Raw genomic sequence first — 15,256 nt, forward strand, 5'->3', positions numbered from 1 at the left:
CGCTTTCGCGAGCAAGCCCGCTCCCACATTTTGATCGTGTCTGGCCCGCAAAAATAGCGTACTCAGGAGTTTCCAATGGCGAAGAAACCCTCACCGACCACCTTCACCCAGGACCCGCTCTGGTACAAGGACGCGGTGATCTACCAGGTTCACGTCAAATCCTTTTTCGACGCCAATAACGACGGTATCGGCGACTTTGCCGGGCTGATCGCCAAGCTCGACTACATCGCCGACCTGGGCGTCAACACGATATGGCTGCTGCCGTTCTACCCCTCGCCACGCCGCGATGATGGCTACGACATCGCCGAATACCGGGGCGTGCACAGCGACTACGGCACGATGGCCGACGCCAAGCGCTTTATCGCCGAGGCCCATAAACGCGGGCTGCGCGTCATCACTGAACTGGTGATCAACCACACCTCCGACCAGCATCCGTGGTTCCAGCGTGCGCGCAAAGCCAAGCCGGGCTCGGCGGCGCGGGACTTCTATGTATGGTCCGATGACGACCAGAAATACGACGGCACCCGCATCATCTTCCTCGACACCGAAAAGTCCAATTGGACCTGGGACCCGGTCGCCGGCCAGTACTTCTGGCACCGCTTTTATTCTCACCAGCCCGACCTGAACTTCGACAATCCGCAAGTCATGAAGGCCGTGCTGTCGGTGATGCGCTATTGGCTCGACATGGGTATCGATGGACTGCGGTTGGACGCCATTCCCTACCTGATCGAGCGCGATGGCACCCACAACGAGAACCTTCCCGAAACCCACGAAGTGCTCAAGCGGATTCGCGCCGAAATTGACGCCCATTACCCCGACCGCATGCTGTTGGCCGAGGCCAACCAGTGGCCAGAGGACACCCAGTTGTATTTCGGCGACAAAACCGGCGACGACGGCGATGAATGCCACATGGCGTTTCACTTCCCGTTGATGCCACGCATGTACATGGCACTGGCCCAGGAAGACCGTTTTCCCATCACCGATATTCTGCGCCAGACCCCGGAAATCCCCGCCAACTGCCAGTGGGCAATCTTCCTGCGTAACCACGATGAACTGACCCTGGAAATGGTCACGGACAAAGAGCGTGACTACCTGTGGAACTACTACGCCGCCGACCGTCGCGCGCGGATCAACCTGGGGATACGCCGGCGACTGGCGCCGCTGATGGAGCGTGACCGCCGCCGAATCGAGTTGCTCAACAGCCTGCTGCTGTCGATGCCCGGCACGCCGACCCTGTATTACGGCGATGAAATCGGCATGGGCGACAATATCTACCTGGGTGACCGCGATGGCGTACGTACCCCCATGCAGTGGTCCATCGACCGTAACGGCGGGTTCTCCCGTGCCGACCCGGCCAGCCTGGTGTTGCCGCCGATCATGGATGCGCAATATGGCTACCCGTCGGTCAACGTCGAAACCCAGACCCAGGACCCGCACTCGTTGTTGAACTGGACCCGGCGCATGTTGGCGGTGCGCAAGCAGTCCAAGGCGTTTGGCCGGGGCAGCCTGAAAATGCTCTCGCCGAGCAACCGCCGCATCCTCGCGTATACCCGTGAATACACAGGTGAAGATGGGCGCACTGAAATCATCCTGTGTGTGGCCAACGTATCGCGCAGCGCCCAGGCCGCCGAGTTGGACCTGTCGGCGTTCGCTGGCATGGTGCCGGTGGAGATGCTCGGCGGTAATGCGTTCCCGCCCATCGGCCAGCTGAATTTTCTGCTGACCTTGGCCCCGTACGGCTTCTACTGGTTTGTGCTGGCGGCGGAGAACCAGATGCCCAGCTGGCATGTGGAACCGGCGCAGAGCATGCCGGACTTCACCACACTGGTCCTGAAGAAGCGCATGGAAGAATTACTCGACGCACCGTGCCGCACCATTCTGGAACACACCTCGCTGCCGAACTGGCTGCCCAAGCGGCGTTGGTTCGCCGGCAAGGACGCCGCTATCGACGGTGTGCATATCGCCTACGGCGTGCGTTTCGGCGACCCTGCACATCCGGTGCTGCTTAGCGAAGTCGACGTGACCAGCGCCGGCCAGGTCAGCCGTTACCAACTGCCGTTCGGTTTTCTCGCCGAAGACCAGTTCACCAGCGCCTTGCCGCAGCAACTGGCCTTGGCCCGTGTGCGCCGGGCGCGGCAGGTCGGTCTGGTGACTGATGCGTTCAGCCTGGAGCACTTTATTCGCGCCGTGATCCACGGATTACAGGCGGGGTCTGTACTGAATACCGCTGAAGGGGATCTGCATTTCGAGGCCACCTCCCAACTGGGCAACCTGGCACTGACGGATTGTGCTGAAGTGCGCTACCTGTCGGCCGAGCAATCCAACAGCTCAGTGGTGGTGGCTGAAAGCCTGGTGCTCAAGCTGATCCGCAAGGTCAGCGGCGGCGTGCATCCGGAACTGGAAATGAGCGCTTATCTGACCGCCGCCGGCTATCCCAATATCTCGCCGCTGCTGGGCTCGGTGATCCGCCGCGACAGGCAAGGCCAGGACAACTTGTTGATGATTGCCCAAGGGTACTTGAGCAATCAGGGCGACGCCTGGGCCTGGACGCAAAACAACCTGGAGCGGGCGATTCGAGACGCGCTGGCACAGGCTGTGTCCGAACAGGAGCAGCATTACAACGCCCTCGGCGAACTCAAGGATTTCGCCGGTTTGCTGGGGCAACGCCTGGGCGAGATGCATCGGGTCTTGGCCGAGCCGACGGCCAATCCGGACTTCAAGCCAGAAGTCACTACGGTCAAGCACACCCGAGTCTGGGCCAAGGATGTCGGCGCACAAATCGAGCGCGCCCTGCAATTACTCAAGCTTCATCAAACTCAGTTGAACCCCGCCGATCAGGCGCTGGTCGTTAAATTGTTGGGGCAGGAAAAGGCCATTGGCGGGCATGTCCAGGCCCTGGCGAAAGCTACGCTGGGCGGGCTGCGGATTCGGGTGCATGGTGATTTGCACCTGGGCCAGGTATTGGTGGTCAAGGGCGATGCCTACCTGATCGATTTTGAAGGGGAGCCGGCGCGGCCACTGCATGAACGGCGTGGCAAGCACAGCCCCTACAAGGATGTGAGTGGCGTACTGCGCTCCTTCGATTACGCGGCGGCGATGGCCTTGAATGTGCAGGGACAAGGAGCGGATAACTCGCCAGAGGCCGACAGCGCACGCAAGCGCGTGACGGATCGTTACCTCAAGGAGGCGCGGCAAGCATTCACCCGGGCTTATCAAGCGGCGACGTCTACACTGGCGCATGACTGGCAGGATGCCAGCGGCCAAGACGCAGCGCTGACGTTGTTCAGCCTGGAGAAGGCCGCGTACGAAGTGGCCTACGAAGCGGAAAACCGCCCGAGCTGGTTGCCGGTGCCCTTGCAGGGCCTGCACCGTTTGCTCAGTGGGCTTTTACCTGTATCGAAAACTGCACGCGGTGGGGAGACGTCATGAGTTTTACGCACAAAGAACCGCTGCAGCCAAAATTGACTGCAATGCCGGCGTCCAAGGACGTCGAAGCGCTGGTACGCGCCGAACACCCGGACCCGTTCTCGATTCTGGGGCCACACGAGGACGAGCAGAGCGGGCAATTTATCCGCGCCTATTTGCCGGAAGCCCTGAGCGTTCAGGTACTGAGCCGTGACAGCGGTGAGCCGATCGGCAGCCTGGAGGCCACCCAGGTGCCCGGCTTGTTTATCGGGCAGTTCGGCACGCGCCAGGCGTACTTGCTGAAGATCCAGTGGGCCGGCGGTGAGCAGATCACCGAAGACCCTTACAGCTTCAGCCAATTACTCCTCGGGGAAATGGACCTGTACCTGTTTGCCGAAGGCAATCATCGTGACTTGAGCAGTTGCCTGGGCGCCCAAGTGACCACCGTGGATGGCGTGCAGGGCGTGCGTTTTGCCGTGTGGGCACCGAATGCCCGACGGGTTTCGGTGGTGGGCGACTTCAATATCTGGGACGGTCGTCGCCATCCGATGCGCCTGCGCCATCCGTCCGGAGTGTGGGAGATCTTTATTCCACGTTTGCAACCGGGCGCGGCGTATAAATACGAAATACTCGGTGCCCACGGGATTCTGCCGCTCAAGGCCGACCCCATGGCCCTGGCCACCCAACTGCCGCCGGACACTGCGTCCAAAGTCGCCGCACCCTTGCAGGTGGACTGGCAGGACCATGCGTGGATGCAGTCGCGCAGCGAGCGACAGAAGGCCAGTGCGCCGTTGTCGATCTACGAACTGCACGTGGGCTCCTGGCAATGCGAATTGGACGAGGTGGGCGAAGTGGCCCGCCAATATGGCTGGCGTGAGCTGGCAGAGCGGCTGATTCCCTATGTGCAGCAATTGGGTTTCACCCATATCGAGTTGATGCCGATCATGGAGCACCCGTTCGGTGGCTCCTGGGGGTATCAGGCGTTGTCGCAGTTCGCGCCCAGCGCTCGATTCGGCTCGCCGGAAGATTTCGGCTATTTCGTCAACGCTCTGCACCAGGCCGACATCGGGGTGATCCTCGACTGGGTGCCGGCGCATTTTCCCACCGATACCCACGGCCTGGCACAGTTCGATGGTACGGCGTTGTACGAATACGCCAATCCACTGGAAGGCTTTCACCAGGATTGGGACACCCTGATCTACAACCTGGGCCGCACTGAAGTACATGGTTTTATGCTGGCTTCGGCACTGCACTGGCTCAAGCACTTCCATGTCGATGGCCTGCGGGTGGATGCGGTGGCGTCGATGCTGTACCGCGACTATTCGCGCAAGGCCGGTGAATGGGTGCCCAATCGCCACGGCGGTCGGGAGAACCTGGAAGCCATCGACTTCCTGCGTCACTTGAATGACGTGGTGGCCCTTGAGGCACCAGGTGCGCTGGTGATCGCCGAGGAATCCACCGCCTGGCCCGGCGTCAGCCAGCCGACCCAGCAGGGCGGCCTGGGTTTCAGCTACAAATGGAACATGGGCTGGATGCACGACTCGCTGCATTACATCCAGCAAGACCCGGTGTACCGCGCCCATCATCACAATGAGCTGAGTTTCGGCCTGGTGTATGCCTGGTCCGAGCGCTTTATCCTGCCGATTTCCCACGATGAAGTGGTGCACGGCAAACACTCGTTGATCGACAAGATGCCCGGCGATCGCTGGCAGAAGTTCGCCAACCTGCGGGCCTACCTGAGCTTCATGTGGATGCATCCGGGCAAGAAGCTGTTGTTCATGGGCTGCGAATTCGGTCAATGGCGCGAATGGAACCACGACCAGCAACTGGACTGGTACCTGCTGCAATACGCGGAACACAAGGGTGTACAAAAGCTGGTGGGCGACTTGAACCGCCTGTACCGCGAGGAGCCGGCGCTGCACGAACAGGATGATGCGCCCCAGGGTTTCCAATGGCTGATTGGCGATGACGCCATTAACAGCGTCTACGCCTGGCTGCGCTGGAGCAAGGACGGCAAGCCGGTGCTGGTGGTGGCCAACTTCACCCCGGTGCCGCGTGAGGCGTACGCCGTCGGCGTACCGTTTGCCGGGCGCTGGAGCGAGGTGATCAACAGTGACGCCGACACCTACGCCGGCTCCAATTATGGCAATGGGGGAGAGGTGTTTACCCAGGCAGAACCTCACCATGGGCAACCGGTGTCGTTGTCGTTGAACCTGCCGCCGCTGGGCGTGTTGATTCTGCGGCCGCAAGGGCATTGAGGGCTCTGCCATGGGGGATACGGTTGTCCCGACTGCTGGCATGATGCCACAATGCTGGCTTTGTCATGGCAGTCGAATCAGGCGGATTTCATGAGCAACCTTGGGCATGGGCTGGACCCGGATTGCGTGATCGAAGAGCAGGTGCGAACCGATCGTTTGCACCAGCTGTTTCGCCAGTCGTTCGCTGCGGTTTTCGGCAGTTACCTGGGCGCTGCCATGCTGTGCTGGCTGTGCTGGGACCGTTTCGACCACAAGGTCATGCTGGTCTGGCTGGTGCTGCTGGCAGGTTCGTCACTGTTGCGCCTGAAAATGTTCATGGACTGGTTTCGCTGCCCTGACGCCGAACGCACGCCTGCACGCTGGGAGCGGCGTTATTGGGTCACGCTGATGTTGTCGGCCGGGATCTGGGGCATTGGCGCATTGGTGGTCATGCCCCACGACGACCGCGTGTCACAGGTGCTGGTGATGCTGTTCACCGTGGGCATGTCGGTCAGTGCGGTCTCGTGTTACTCGGCCTACCGTTACATGACGCTGGGCTCCATGGCCCTGGTGCTGCTGCCGTGTACGTTGTGGCTGCTGTTTCAGCCGGCACCGATGCAAGTGGGCGTAGCGATTGCGGTGCTGGTGTTTTCCACCTTCGTGGTCAGCGCCACGCGTAAATTGTCCGATGCCCTGGAAAAAGCCTTTCGCCTCACCCGGCAAATGGAGCGCGCCCATAACATCTCCACGCGTGCCGCCCTGACTGACGAACTGACTGGGTTGATGAACCGCCGTGCGTTCTTTGAACATGCCCAATTGCTGTATGCGCAATGCCGTCATAACCAGCAGCCGCTGTGTGCGTTGATGATGGACATGGACCACTTCAAGGACATCAACGACACCTATGGCCACCAGGCGGGCGATCAGGTGTTGCGGCAGATAGGCGGCGTGATCACGGCCTCGTTTCGCCAGACGGATGTGTATGGCCGCCTGGGCGGCGAAGAGTTTGCGGTGTTGCTGCCCAACACTTCGCTGGAGACCGCGCTGGATATCGCCGAGCAACTGGTCAAGGCGGTTTCCGACCTGGCCGCCGAACCGGTGCAGGGCCTGACCGCCAGCCTGGGTGTGGCCGTGGTGCGCAGCCTCGATCAAGACCTGCACAGCCTGATGAACACCGCCGACAAGGCGCTGTACCGCGCCAAGGCCATGGGGCGTAACCAGGTCGCTGTGGCGGAGTAGGGCTCAGTCCTTGCGCATCGATTTGGCCAGCGCCCACGCCACCTGGTCGGCGGAGTAGGGCTTGGCGATAAACTCGAACCCTTCGTAGCCATTTTCAGCCAGTTCCTCGCTGTAGCCGGACGTGAGTACCACTGGCAGGTCCGGCCGCCGCTGGCGCAGCTGTTTGGCCATGGCGACACCGGTCATGCCTGGCATCACCACATCCGAGAAAATCCCATCGAACGCCATGACGTCCGCACCGGCCAGCACCAGCGCCTGTTCGGCATCGGTGGCCCAGGTGGTGCGGTAGCCCAGGTCCTGAAGGATCTGGTTGGCGAAACGGCCGACTTCAAGGTTGTCCTCGACGATCAGGATATGACCCATGGCCATGTCCCGCAGCGGGCTGTGATCCTGGCCCGACGGTGTGTGCAGGGCCGCCGGTGCCTCCACCTCGGGCAGGTAAAGGGTAAACACCGTGCCTTGGCCCAGGGTGCTGGCCACGTCGATGTTGCCGCCGGACTGCTTGGCAAACCCGAACACTTGGGATAAACCCAGGCCGGTGCCTTTGCCCACCGGTTTGGTGGTAAAGAACGGCTCGAAAATATGCTCGAACGTCTCACACGAGATGCCCGCGCCTGTGTCCGCGAGGGACACGGTCACAAACGGCTGTTGCGCCGGCGCATCGCCTCGGATGCGTGGCAGCGCCGATACGTGGGCCACGCGCAGGGTGAGGGTGCCCTGGCCGTCCATGGCATCGCGTGCGTTGAGGGCAATGTTGATCAGCGCGGTTTCGAACTGACTCGCGTCGACACAGACATGACAAGGCTGCCCGGGCAGTTCGACCCGTACATGAATGCGCGAACCGGTGACGCTTTCGAGCATCTCGCCGATGTTGCGCACGCGCTCGCCCACGTCGAAGATTTCCGGGTTCAGCGGCTGGCGGCGGGCGAACGCGAGTAACTGGCTGGTGAGCTTGCTGGCCCGCTCGACCGTATCGGAGACGGCGCCCATGTAGCGCTGGCGGCGTTCTTCGGACAGCCCTGGCTGGCGCAGAAAATCCACCGATGAACGAATGATTGTGAGCAAGTTGTTGAAGTCGTGGGCCACGCCGCCGGTCAGTTGGCCGATGGCTTCCAGCTTTTGTGACTGGTGCAACGCGGCTTCGGCCTGGGTCAGTGCGAAGGTGCGTTCTTGCACCCGTTGCTCCAGGGTGGCGTTCAGTTCAGTGATGGCCGCCAGCCCCTCGCGCACGGCGGCGTCGGCACGCACGCGCTCGATATGCGCCCAGGAACGCTCGGTGACTTCACCCACCAGCGCCAGGTCATACGGCGACCAGGCACGCATGTCTTTGTCATGCACCGCCATCAGCGCCGTCAGGCGACCGTTCTTGATCAGCGGGAAACACACTGTCGCCGTGGCGCCCAGGGCCTGGTAGCGGGCGGATTCCTCGGGCGTGAACTCCAGGCGATTGTCGCGAATCACCAAGGGTTCGCCTGCGGTCAGTTGGCGAACCGCTCGCGCGCCGAACGACGCCAGGCGGTAGCGTCCGATAATGCTGGGCGAACCGGGGGCCGCCCAGTTGCCGCGAATAGTGAAACCGTCTTCATCGGCGTCCATGTCGGCATAGGCGCAATTGGACACCTGCAGGTGCTCGGCCAGCAGGCGCGTGGTGAGGGTCATGATGGCTTCGGCGTCGGTGGCACTGGCCACGGCATGGCCGATGGCGTCCAGCGCTGCAAGGCGGCGGGCAAGGTAGACGGTGGCGGTGGTTTCGGTGACGGTGTCGAGCATGCCCACGACTTTGCCTTGCGGGTCGCGGATCGGGCTATAGCAAAAGGTGAAATAGGCCTGCTCAGGGCCGCAACCTCGTTCGATCACCAAGGGATAGTTTTCGATGTAGGTGGCATGGCCTTGATAAGCAGCGTCGGCGATAGGGCGAATGTCGTCCCAGGCTTCCTGCCACACCTCACTGAACGGGCGCCCGAGGGCATAGGGCTTGTTGCCCAGGATCGGCACAAACGCGTCGTTGTAGAGTGTCGTCAGGGATGGCCCCCAGACGATGGCTTGGGGGAAACTTGAAGCAAAGCACAGCGCAACGGTGATCTTGAGCACATCAGGCCATTGCTCCAGCGGCCCAAGCGGGGTACTGGCCCAATCATGCAGGCGTACCTGTTCGGCCATGTCGCTGCTGCTTTGCAGCCAATTCATCATTGCGGGTGCACCTTGTTTGCCACGGACTGTCGGTGCCTGGAGGTCAGGCTAACAAGCAACAGACCGAAATCAGCGCTGCCAGTTCAGCGCGATTATCCAGGAGGTGGCAATTTGATGTCTCGTTAATTTGAATCGGCAAAAGCCCAGCACCCTGGGCCATTGCACATCTACTGCTGTGTGCCGAAATCCGAGGTCCAATAGATCCCTGCATCACTCTTCGGGTCCATCGCGTAAGCCGCACCCAGCTCCCGGAATTGCGGGTTCATCAAGTTGGCGCAATGGCCAGGGCTGGCGAGCCAACCGTCCAGCACTTTACGTGGCGTATCGAGGCCGGCGGCGATGTTTTCGCCGATGTTCTTTGCAATGTACCCAGCCAACTCGGCACGATCGCCCGGCGTGCGACCGTCATGGTCCAAGTGGTCGAAGAAGTTGCCGTTGGCCATGTTGCGCGTGTGACTGTTGGCGGCGCCGGCCAGGTCGTCGTTCCATGACAGCGGCGTGGTGGCGGCAAATGCCTGGGTGCCGCACTGGCGCGGTTGGGCGCGGGCGGCGTTGATCAGGTTGAGCAGTTGCTTGCCTTCGGTCTGCCAGTCGCCCAAGCCACTGGTCAGCAGCGGGCGGGCCAGCACGATGCGCCAGTCCTGGCCGCTGTTGCTCACACCGATATCGACGAATTGTGGGTCCAGCACCACCCGGCAAAAGCTTTCGCGCACGGCTTTCATCGCTGCCTGCGCATCCTTGGGCCCGGACAAACTGATGGCTTGCACGTTGACCATCGGGTACGCGGCCCGCGCCAGCGCCTGCTGCAAATCGCCGACATTGGTGGCCGGCAGCACCAGCCGTGTGTCGCTGGTCAGCGGCGGCAGCTCCTGGGAACCCTGGTCACCGCAGCGTTGCACCTGGCTGCGGTACTGGTTGATCTGTTGTACCAACTGACTTTCTTCATTCGCCATCGCGCTGGCGCAGAACACCGTAGTGGCGGCCAGCGTCGTAAGGCCCATCATCAATGACAGCACGCGCATGGACGTTACCCTTGAGCTTGAAAGTGCCCATGATGCGCGATCCGGGTGCATCCATGCACCCTTTGATCCGAACTTTTTGCCTCAGTTCTTGAAGGTCGAGTGTTTACGACCCTGGTCGCACAACGCGAACACCACCACCAACAAGGCTGAAATGGCGAGGATGATCACCACGCCATCGGTGGAGTGGGTGGCCGACGCCGCCACCATCGACAACGCACCCAACGGTGCCAGGCCGCCAGCGATAGCGGTGCCGATTTCGCGTCCGGTGCCGAAGCCCGAAGAGCGGGTCTGGGTGGGGAATTGGCGGCTCAGGAACGAACCCTGAGGGGCAAACATCATCGGCGCGAGGATGCCGGTGCCCACGCCGATGGCGAGGTAGATCATCAGGCTTTCACCGCTGTTGAGCAGGGCCAGGAACGGATAGGCGAACAGCAGCGACAACGCGCCGCCGAGCATCAACACGGTCTTGCTGCTCCACTTGTCGCACAGCCAGCCGAAGCAGGGCACGGCGACGATGGCGATCAGGCTGGCGATGGTCACCGACAAGGAGGTGACGTGCACATCCACCCCTTTGAACTGGGTCAGGTAGGCCAGGGAGAAGGTCTTGAAGATATAGCTCAGGGCGTTATAGCCAATGGCCACAAAGAACACCACGGCCAAGCCCTTCAAGTCGTTCTTGAACAAGGCTTTGAGCGGCGAGGCCTTGGCCTTGGCGGCTTCCTTGCTGAGCTCCTTGAACTGCGGGGTTTCCGGAATGCTGTTGCGCACCCACAGGCCGATCCCCACCAGCACGATGCTGCACACGAACGGAATGCGCCAGCCACCGGCCAGCAGGAACTCATTGCCGTTGATGGTGAGCAGGTACACGGTGAGCGACGACAACAGCAGGCCCAGGTTCAGGCCCAGCGCCGGCCACGCACCCTGGCTGCCGCGTTTGCCTTGGGAGGCATGCTCATAGGAAGTGACTGCCGCTCCGGACAACTCAGCGCCGGCGCCCAGGCCCTGGATGATGCGGATAAACACCAGCACGATCGGCGCCCAGATACCGATGGAGGCGTAGCTGGGAATCAGGCCGATGAGCGTGGTGCACACACCCATCAGGCAGAAGGTCAGCACCAGCACTTGCTTGCGCCCGAATTTGTCGCCCAGGTAGCCAAACAGAATGCCGCCGAATGGGCGGGCAATGAAACCGATGGCAAAGGTGGAGAAAGCCATCAGCGAGGCGGTCTTGGGGTCGCTGTTATCGAAGAAGATCTTCGAGAACACAATGGCCGCCATAGTGGCGTACAGATAAAAGTCGTACCACTCCAGCATCGAGCCAAAGATGGTCGCGGCGGCGACTTTGCGCAGGCGCTTGCGGGTTTGCTCGGGCGTTTCAGTGGTGGGGATGGAGACGGTTGCCGTCATGCTGTACTTCCTTCTGAGTCTTTATAGTTATTGTCAAATGGACGCGTAGTGCCGGGTGTTACTGGGGGTTGAACAGGCGGTCGGCGATCATCGCGCCGATGGGCATGGCCGAGGTGGCGGCCGGTGAGGGCGCGTTGCACACGTGGAGCATTCTTGAGGTCTGGGCGAACAGGAAGTCGTGCACCAGGCTGCCGTCGCGCATCACCGCCTGGGCGCGGATGCCGGCCTCGTAGGGCAGCAGGTCGTCGAGGGACAGCGATGGGCAGTATTTGCGGCACTGTTCCAGGTAGCCGGACTTGAACAACGAGTTCTTCATCTCGGTGGTGCCCGAGCCGAGGTTTTGCCAAATGGTTTTCCAGAAACCGGGGAAGCTGGCGTACTGCGCCACGTCGCGCCAGTTCACCGAGAACTTGCGGTAGTTTTCGCGGCCAAGGCCCAGTACGGCGTTCGGGCCGACGGTTACGCTGCCGTCGATCATGCGGGTCAGGTGTACGCCGAGGAACGGCAGCTCCGGATCGGGAATCGGGTAGATCAGGTGGTTGACGATGGTGTTTTTCGATGCGGGCAGGCGGAAGTACTCGCCGCGGAACGGGATGATCTGATGGTCGATCTTCACCCCGGCCAAGGTCGCCAGTCGATCCGACTGCAAACCGGCGCATACCACCAAGTGCCGAGCCAGCCAGGTTTCACCACGGGTGCTGACGGTCACTTTGTCGGTGTCTTCGTGAATGGCGGTGACGGTGCGTTCCAGGCAGATCTCGCCACCGCTGCGGCGGATCACCTGGGCCATGGTTTCGCAGACCTGGCGATAATCGACGATACCGGTGGCGTCGAGAAACAGTGCGCCCAGGCCGACGATGTTCGGTTCGCGCTGGCGCAACTGGTCGGCGTCCAGGCGTTCGACCCGCATGCCGTTGAGCTGGGCACGGGCATACAGCGCGTCCATCCGTTGCATTTCCAGGGGGCTTGAGGCCACCAGCATCTTGCCGCAGACCTCGAACTTGATGCCGTGCTCGGTGCAAAACTGCTTGGTGGCTTCGGCGCCGCGTTTGCACAGGTCGGCCTTGAGGCTGCCCGGCGTGTAGTAGATGCCAGCGTGGATCACGCCGCTGTTATGACCGGTCTGGTGCTTGGCCAGCACCGGCTCTTTTTCCAGGATCACCACCGACGCGCCTGGCTGGCGCTTGAGCAGCTCCATCGCGGTAGCCAGGCCGACAATGCCGCCACCGATAATGCAAAAGTCGTGAATCATTGCGTGAGATACCTACTCATTACACATTTTGGTCTGCTTATCAGGTTGTCAGACTAATGTTTTTTTTAAAAAAACGGCGTGTCCGCAGACACGCTACTTGAAGGATCAGTGGGTGGCGGGCAGCTCCAGGTTCAAGCGCCGGGCTGCAGCGCGCAAGTGCGCTTCGGCGCTGCCCGCGGCGCGTTGAGCGTCACCGTCGGCAATGGCCTGGTACAGCAATTGGTGTTCCTGGGTGGCATCGGCGGAGCCGGTCGCAAACCGCGATGCCGAATTTTCCCACGCCGTTTTGCGCGCGCTGGCCAGTTGGCTGCGCAGGAAGTCGTGGAACGCCACGAAGTAGTCGTTCTTGCTGGCGTCGGCAATGGCGCGATGGAATTCCACATCGGCAATGGCGGCGGCTTCGAAGTTGTTGCGGTTGTCCTGCATGGCCTGCAAGGCGCTTTTCATGCGTTGCAGGTCAGCCTCATCGCGGCGCTGGGCAGCGATCGAGGCGGCTTGGGTTTCAATCCACAGACGCACTTCAAACATCTGCGCCAGGTCGGGACGGCGGCCATCTTGTTGCGGAAAACGAAACACCGTGCCCGCTGGCGTCTGCGAAATGAACGAGCCGAGGCCCCGGCGCGCGGTGATCACGCCATCGGCCTTGAGCTGGGCGATGGCTTCGCGCACCACGGAACGGCTGACGTTGAGCTGCTCGGCCAACTGCTGTTCGGTCGGCATGCGTGACTCGGGCGGCAGTTGGCCAGAGTCGATTTCTGCGCGAATGGCGCTGACAACCCTTGCGACGAGCGAATCGGGGCGTTGGAGCTCAAGCATGGGATAGCCTTGTTGATCAGGTTGTCAGACAATAGTCGTTACGATTTTATCTTGTCAATATTTGTGTCGTATTGCGACCGCCAGCAGGATCAGGCCCAGCGCCACGGCGAAGGTCGTGTGCAGGCCGTAGGCGACAGATTGCGGGGTGGCGTGCGTGACGTCCGGCGTCGCCCAGGCGAATACCGCACCGAGGGCCGAAGCGCCGATAATCAGGCCCAGGTTGCGTGACAGATTCAACAGGCCGGAGACCGTGCCGCGGCGTGTCGTGGGCACATCGCTCATCACGGCGGTATTGTTGGCCGCCTGGAACAGGCTGTATCCGGTGGTCAGAATCATCAGCGCGGCCAGGTAGGCGACCAATCCGTTGGCGAATGACAACAGCAGGGCGCCACAGCACAACAGCCCCAGGCCGGCGAAGGTCATGCGCGGGCTGCCGAAGCGGTCGGTGAGACGGCCCGCCGGCACACCGGTGATGGCCGCTACACAGGGGCCGACGGCCATGGCCAGGCCCATCCAGGCTGCATCGAGCCCCATGCCACGGGACAAATAAAACGGTCCCACAACAAAGGTGGCCATAATCACGGCGGCAATCAACGCACTCATCGCCAAGCCGGCGCGCAAGGGCGCGTCCTCCCAGGCGGCCCGCCAGCCGAAACCGGTGGAACCTGCTGCGTCCACGCGATCAACCGGCAGATAACGGCAGGCGAGGGCAGCCGCCAGCAATCCCAGGGGCAGGCCGACCAGAAACAGCGCGCGCCAGCCCCACAGGCTGAGCAGCAAGCCGCCAACGCTCGGCCCCATGGCGGTGCCGACCGCCGACATCGTACCGAGCAAGCCCATGACACGGCCGGTGCGCTCTTTGCTGACGGTGTCGCCGACCAGCCCCAAGGTCATCGCCATCATGATCGCCGCGCCCAAGCCTTGCAGTACTCGAGCACCCACCAGCCACGGCAGGGACGGCGCAGCCGCGCACAACCCGCACGCCAGGGCAAACAGCAGCAGCCCGCTCAACAACAAGCGTCGGCGCCCGAGGCGATCACCGAGGCTGCCGGCACTGACAATCACCGTCGTGATCGCCAGCAAGTAGGCCAGTACCACCCACTGCACGGCATGAAAGGAGGTGTCGAACACTTGAGCCAGTGCGGGCAAGCCGACATTGGCGATGCTGGTGCCGAGCGAGGCGAGCAACATGGATAAAGACAGGCTCAACAGAGCGCCTCGGGCGGAGGTCTGCATGGGGAATTCCTTGAATGAAGGCGGCTGTCCCAAATCTACGGTGTCGACTACCATGGCGGAAGACGCACGACTTGCAGTTAATACGTGCATCAAACGCCTCATGAGGAGTGCCGATGCCCGATCTCAATCTGTTGATCACCCTGGATGTCTTGTTGAGCGAAGGCAGCGTTGCAGGCGCCGCCAAGCGTCTGGGCCTGAGCGCTTCGGCCATGAGCCGGGCACTCGCTCGTTTGCGCGAAACCACCGGAGACCCGCTGCTGGTGCGCGCCGGTCGCAGCCTGGTGCCCACGCCGCGTGCCCAGGCATTACGCGAACAGGTCGGGCGCCTGGTGCAGGACGCTCACTGCGTGCTGCGTCCCGCACAATCCCTGGACATGGGCTACGTTGAGCGCACTTTTACCCTGCGCACCAGCGAAGAGTTCGTCGAAAACTTCGGTCCGCCCCTGCTGGCC

10 protein-coding genes are annotated in these 15,256 nt (G+C 61.9%); 4 read left to right on the top strand and 6 right to left on the bottom strand.

The window, feature by feature from the left end; translation table 11 throughout:
* Positions 1 to 75: 75 nt before the first annotated feature.
* From treS to ACRESD_RS18795, 3 genes are read left to right on the top strand one after another with little or no spacing between them, the layout of a single operon-like run.
* Entirely contained in the window at positions 76 to 3,429 is a 3,354-nt protein-coding gene (gene treS / locus ACRESD_RS18785) for a maltose alpha-D-glucosyltransferase (RefSeq protein ID WP_431752282.1), read from the top strand.
* Positions 3,426 to 5,663, top strand: coding sequence for a 1,4-alpha-glucan branching protein GlgB (glgB, locus tag ACRESD_RS18790; RefSeq protein ID WP_431752283.1), 2,238 nt, complete (start codon positions 3,426 to 3,428; stop codon positions 5,661 to 5,663). The genes treS and glgB overlap by 4 nt, the downstream gene beginning before the upstream one ends.
* A 51-nt stretch (positions 5,664 to 5,714) precedes the next feature.
* Positions 5,715 to 6,881 carry a diguanylate cyclase gene (locus ACRESD_RS18795; protein ID WP_431752284.1) on the top strand — a complete coding sequence of 389 codons (1,167 nt, stop codon included), beginning with the start codon at positions 5,715 to 5,717 and terminating at the stop codon, positions 6,879 to 6,881.
* Positions 6,882 to 6,884: 3 nt separating this feature from the next.
* Here the strand turns inward: ACRESD_RS18795 and ACRESD_RS18800 are convergent, their stop codons facing one another.
* From ACRESD_RS18800 to ACRESD_RS18825, 6 genes are all read right to left on the bottom strand, one after another.
* Positions 6,885 to 9,071: an ATP-binding protein gene (locus ACRESD_RS18800; RefSeq protein WP_431752285.1), complete on the bottom strand. Its 2,187-nt coding sequence runs from the start codon at positions 9,069 to 9,071 to the stop codon at positions 6,885 to 6,887.
* 167 nt (positions 9,072 to 9,238) lie between these two features.
* Positions 9,239 to 10,093: a CAP domain-containing protein gene (locus ACRESD_RS18805; RefSeq protein WP_431752286.1), complete on the bottom strand. Its 855-nt coding sequence runs from the start codon at positions 10,091 to 10,093 to the stop codon at positions 9,239 to 9,241.
* Between the two features lie 81 nt (positions 10,094 to 10,174).
* Positions 10,175 to 11,500: an MFS transporter gene (locus ACRESD_RS18810; protein ID WP_431752287.1), complete on the bottom strand. Its 1,326-nt coding sequence runs from the start codon at positions 11,498 to 11,500 to the stop codon at positions 10,175 to 10,177.
* Between the two features lie 58 nt (positions 11,501 to 11,558).
* Positions 11,559 to 12,752 carry an L-2-hydroxyglutarate oxidase gene (lhgO, locus tag ACRESD_RS18815; RefSeq protein WP_431752288.1) on the bottom strand — a complete coding sequence of 398 codons (1,194 nt, stop codon included), beginning with the start codon at positions 12,750 to 12,752 and terminating at the stop codon, positions 11,559 to 11,561.
* A gap of 105 nt (positions 12,753 to 12,857) precedes the next feature.
* The gene (locus ACRESD_RS18820; protein WP_431752289.1) at positions 12,858 to 13,568 is read right to left on the bottom strand and encodes a FadR/GntR family transcriptional regulator; all 711 of its coding nucleotides are present in this window, start codon (positions 13,566 to 13,568) and stop codon (positions 12,858 to 12,860) included.
* Positions 13,569 to 13,622: 54 nt separating this feature from the next.
* Positions 13,623 to 14,804 carry an MFS transporter gene (locus ACRESD_RS18825; protein WP_431752290.1) on the bottom strand — a complete coding sequence of 394 codons (1,182 nt, stop codon included), beginning with the start codon at positions 14,802 to 14,804 and terminating at the stop codon, positions 13,623 to 13,625.
* A 113-nt stretch (positions 14,805 to 14,917) separates the two neighbouring features.
* Here ACRESD_RS18825 and ACRESD_RS18830 point away from each other — a divergent pair.
* On the top strand, positions 14,918 to 15,256 hold a 339-nt coding region (locus ACRESD_RS18830), incomplete at its 3' end, for a LysR family transcriptional regulator (RefSeq protein ID WP_431752291.1).

The sequence above is a fragment of the Pseudomonas sp. genome, from assembly GCF_050739995.1.
In the GTDB taxonomy this organism is placed as follows: Bacteria; Pseudomonadota; Gammaproteobacteria; order Pseudomonadales; family Pseudomonadaceae; genus Aquipseudomonas.

Bases quoted from the DNA above. Each gene is read 5' to 3' on its own strand.
- treS (WP_431752282.1), top strand. From the start codon at position 76: ATGGCGAAGAAACCCTCACCGACCACCTTCACCCAGGACCCGCTCTGG.
- glgB (WP_431752283.1), top strand. From the start codon at position 3,426: ATGAGTTTTACGCACAAAGAACCGCTGCAGCCAAAATTGACTGCAATG.
- ACRESD_RS18795 (WP_431752284.1), top strand. From the start codon at position 5,715: ATGCTGGCTTTGTCATGGCAGTCGAATCAGGCGGATTTCATGAGCAAC.
- ACRESD_RS18800 (WP_431752285.1), bottom strand. From the start codon at position 9,071: ATGATGAATTGGCTGCAAAGCAGCAGCGACATGGCCGAACAGGTACGC.
- ACRESD_RS18805 (WP_431752286.1), bottom strand. From the start codon at position 10,093: ATGCGCGTGCTGTCATTGATGATGGGCCTTACGACGCTGGCCGCCACT.
- ACRESD_RS18810 (WP_431752287.1), bottom strand. From the start codon at position 11,500: ATGACGGCAACCGTCTCCATCCCCACCACTGAAACGCCCGAGCAAACC.
- lhgO (WP_431752288.1), bottom strand. From the start codon at position 12,752: ATGATTCACGACTTTTGCATTATCGGTGGCGGCATTGTCGGCCTGGCT.
- ACRESD_RS18820 (WP_431752289.1), bottom strand. From the start codon at position 13,568: ATGCTTGAGCTCCAACGCCCCGATTCGCTCGTCGCAAGGGTTGTCAGC.
- ACRESD_RS18825 (WP_431752290.1), bottom strand. From the start codon at position 14,804: ATGCAGACCTCCGCCCGAGGCGCTCTGTTGAGCCTGTCTTTATCCATG.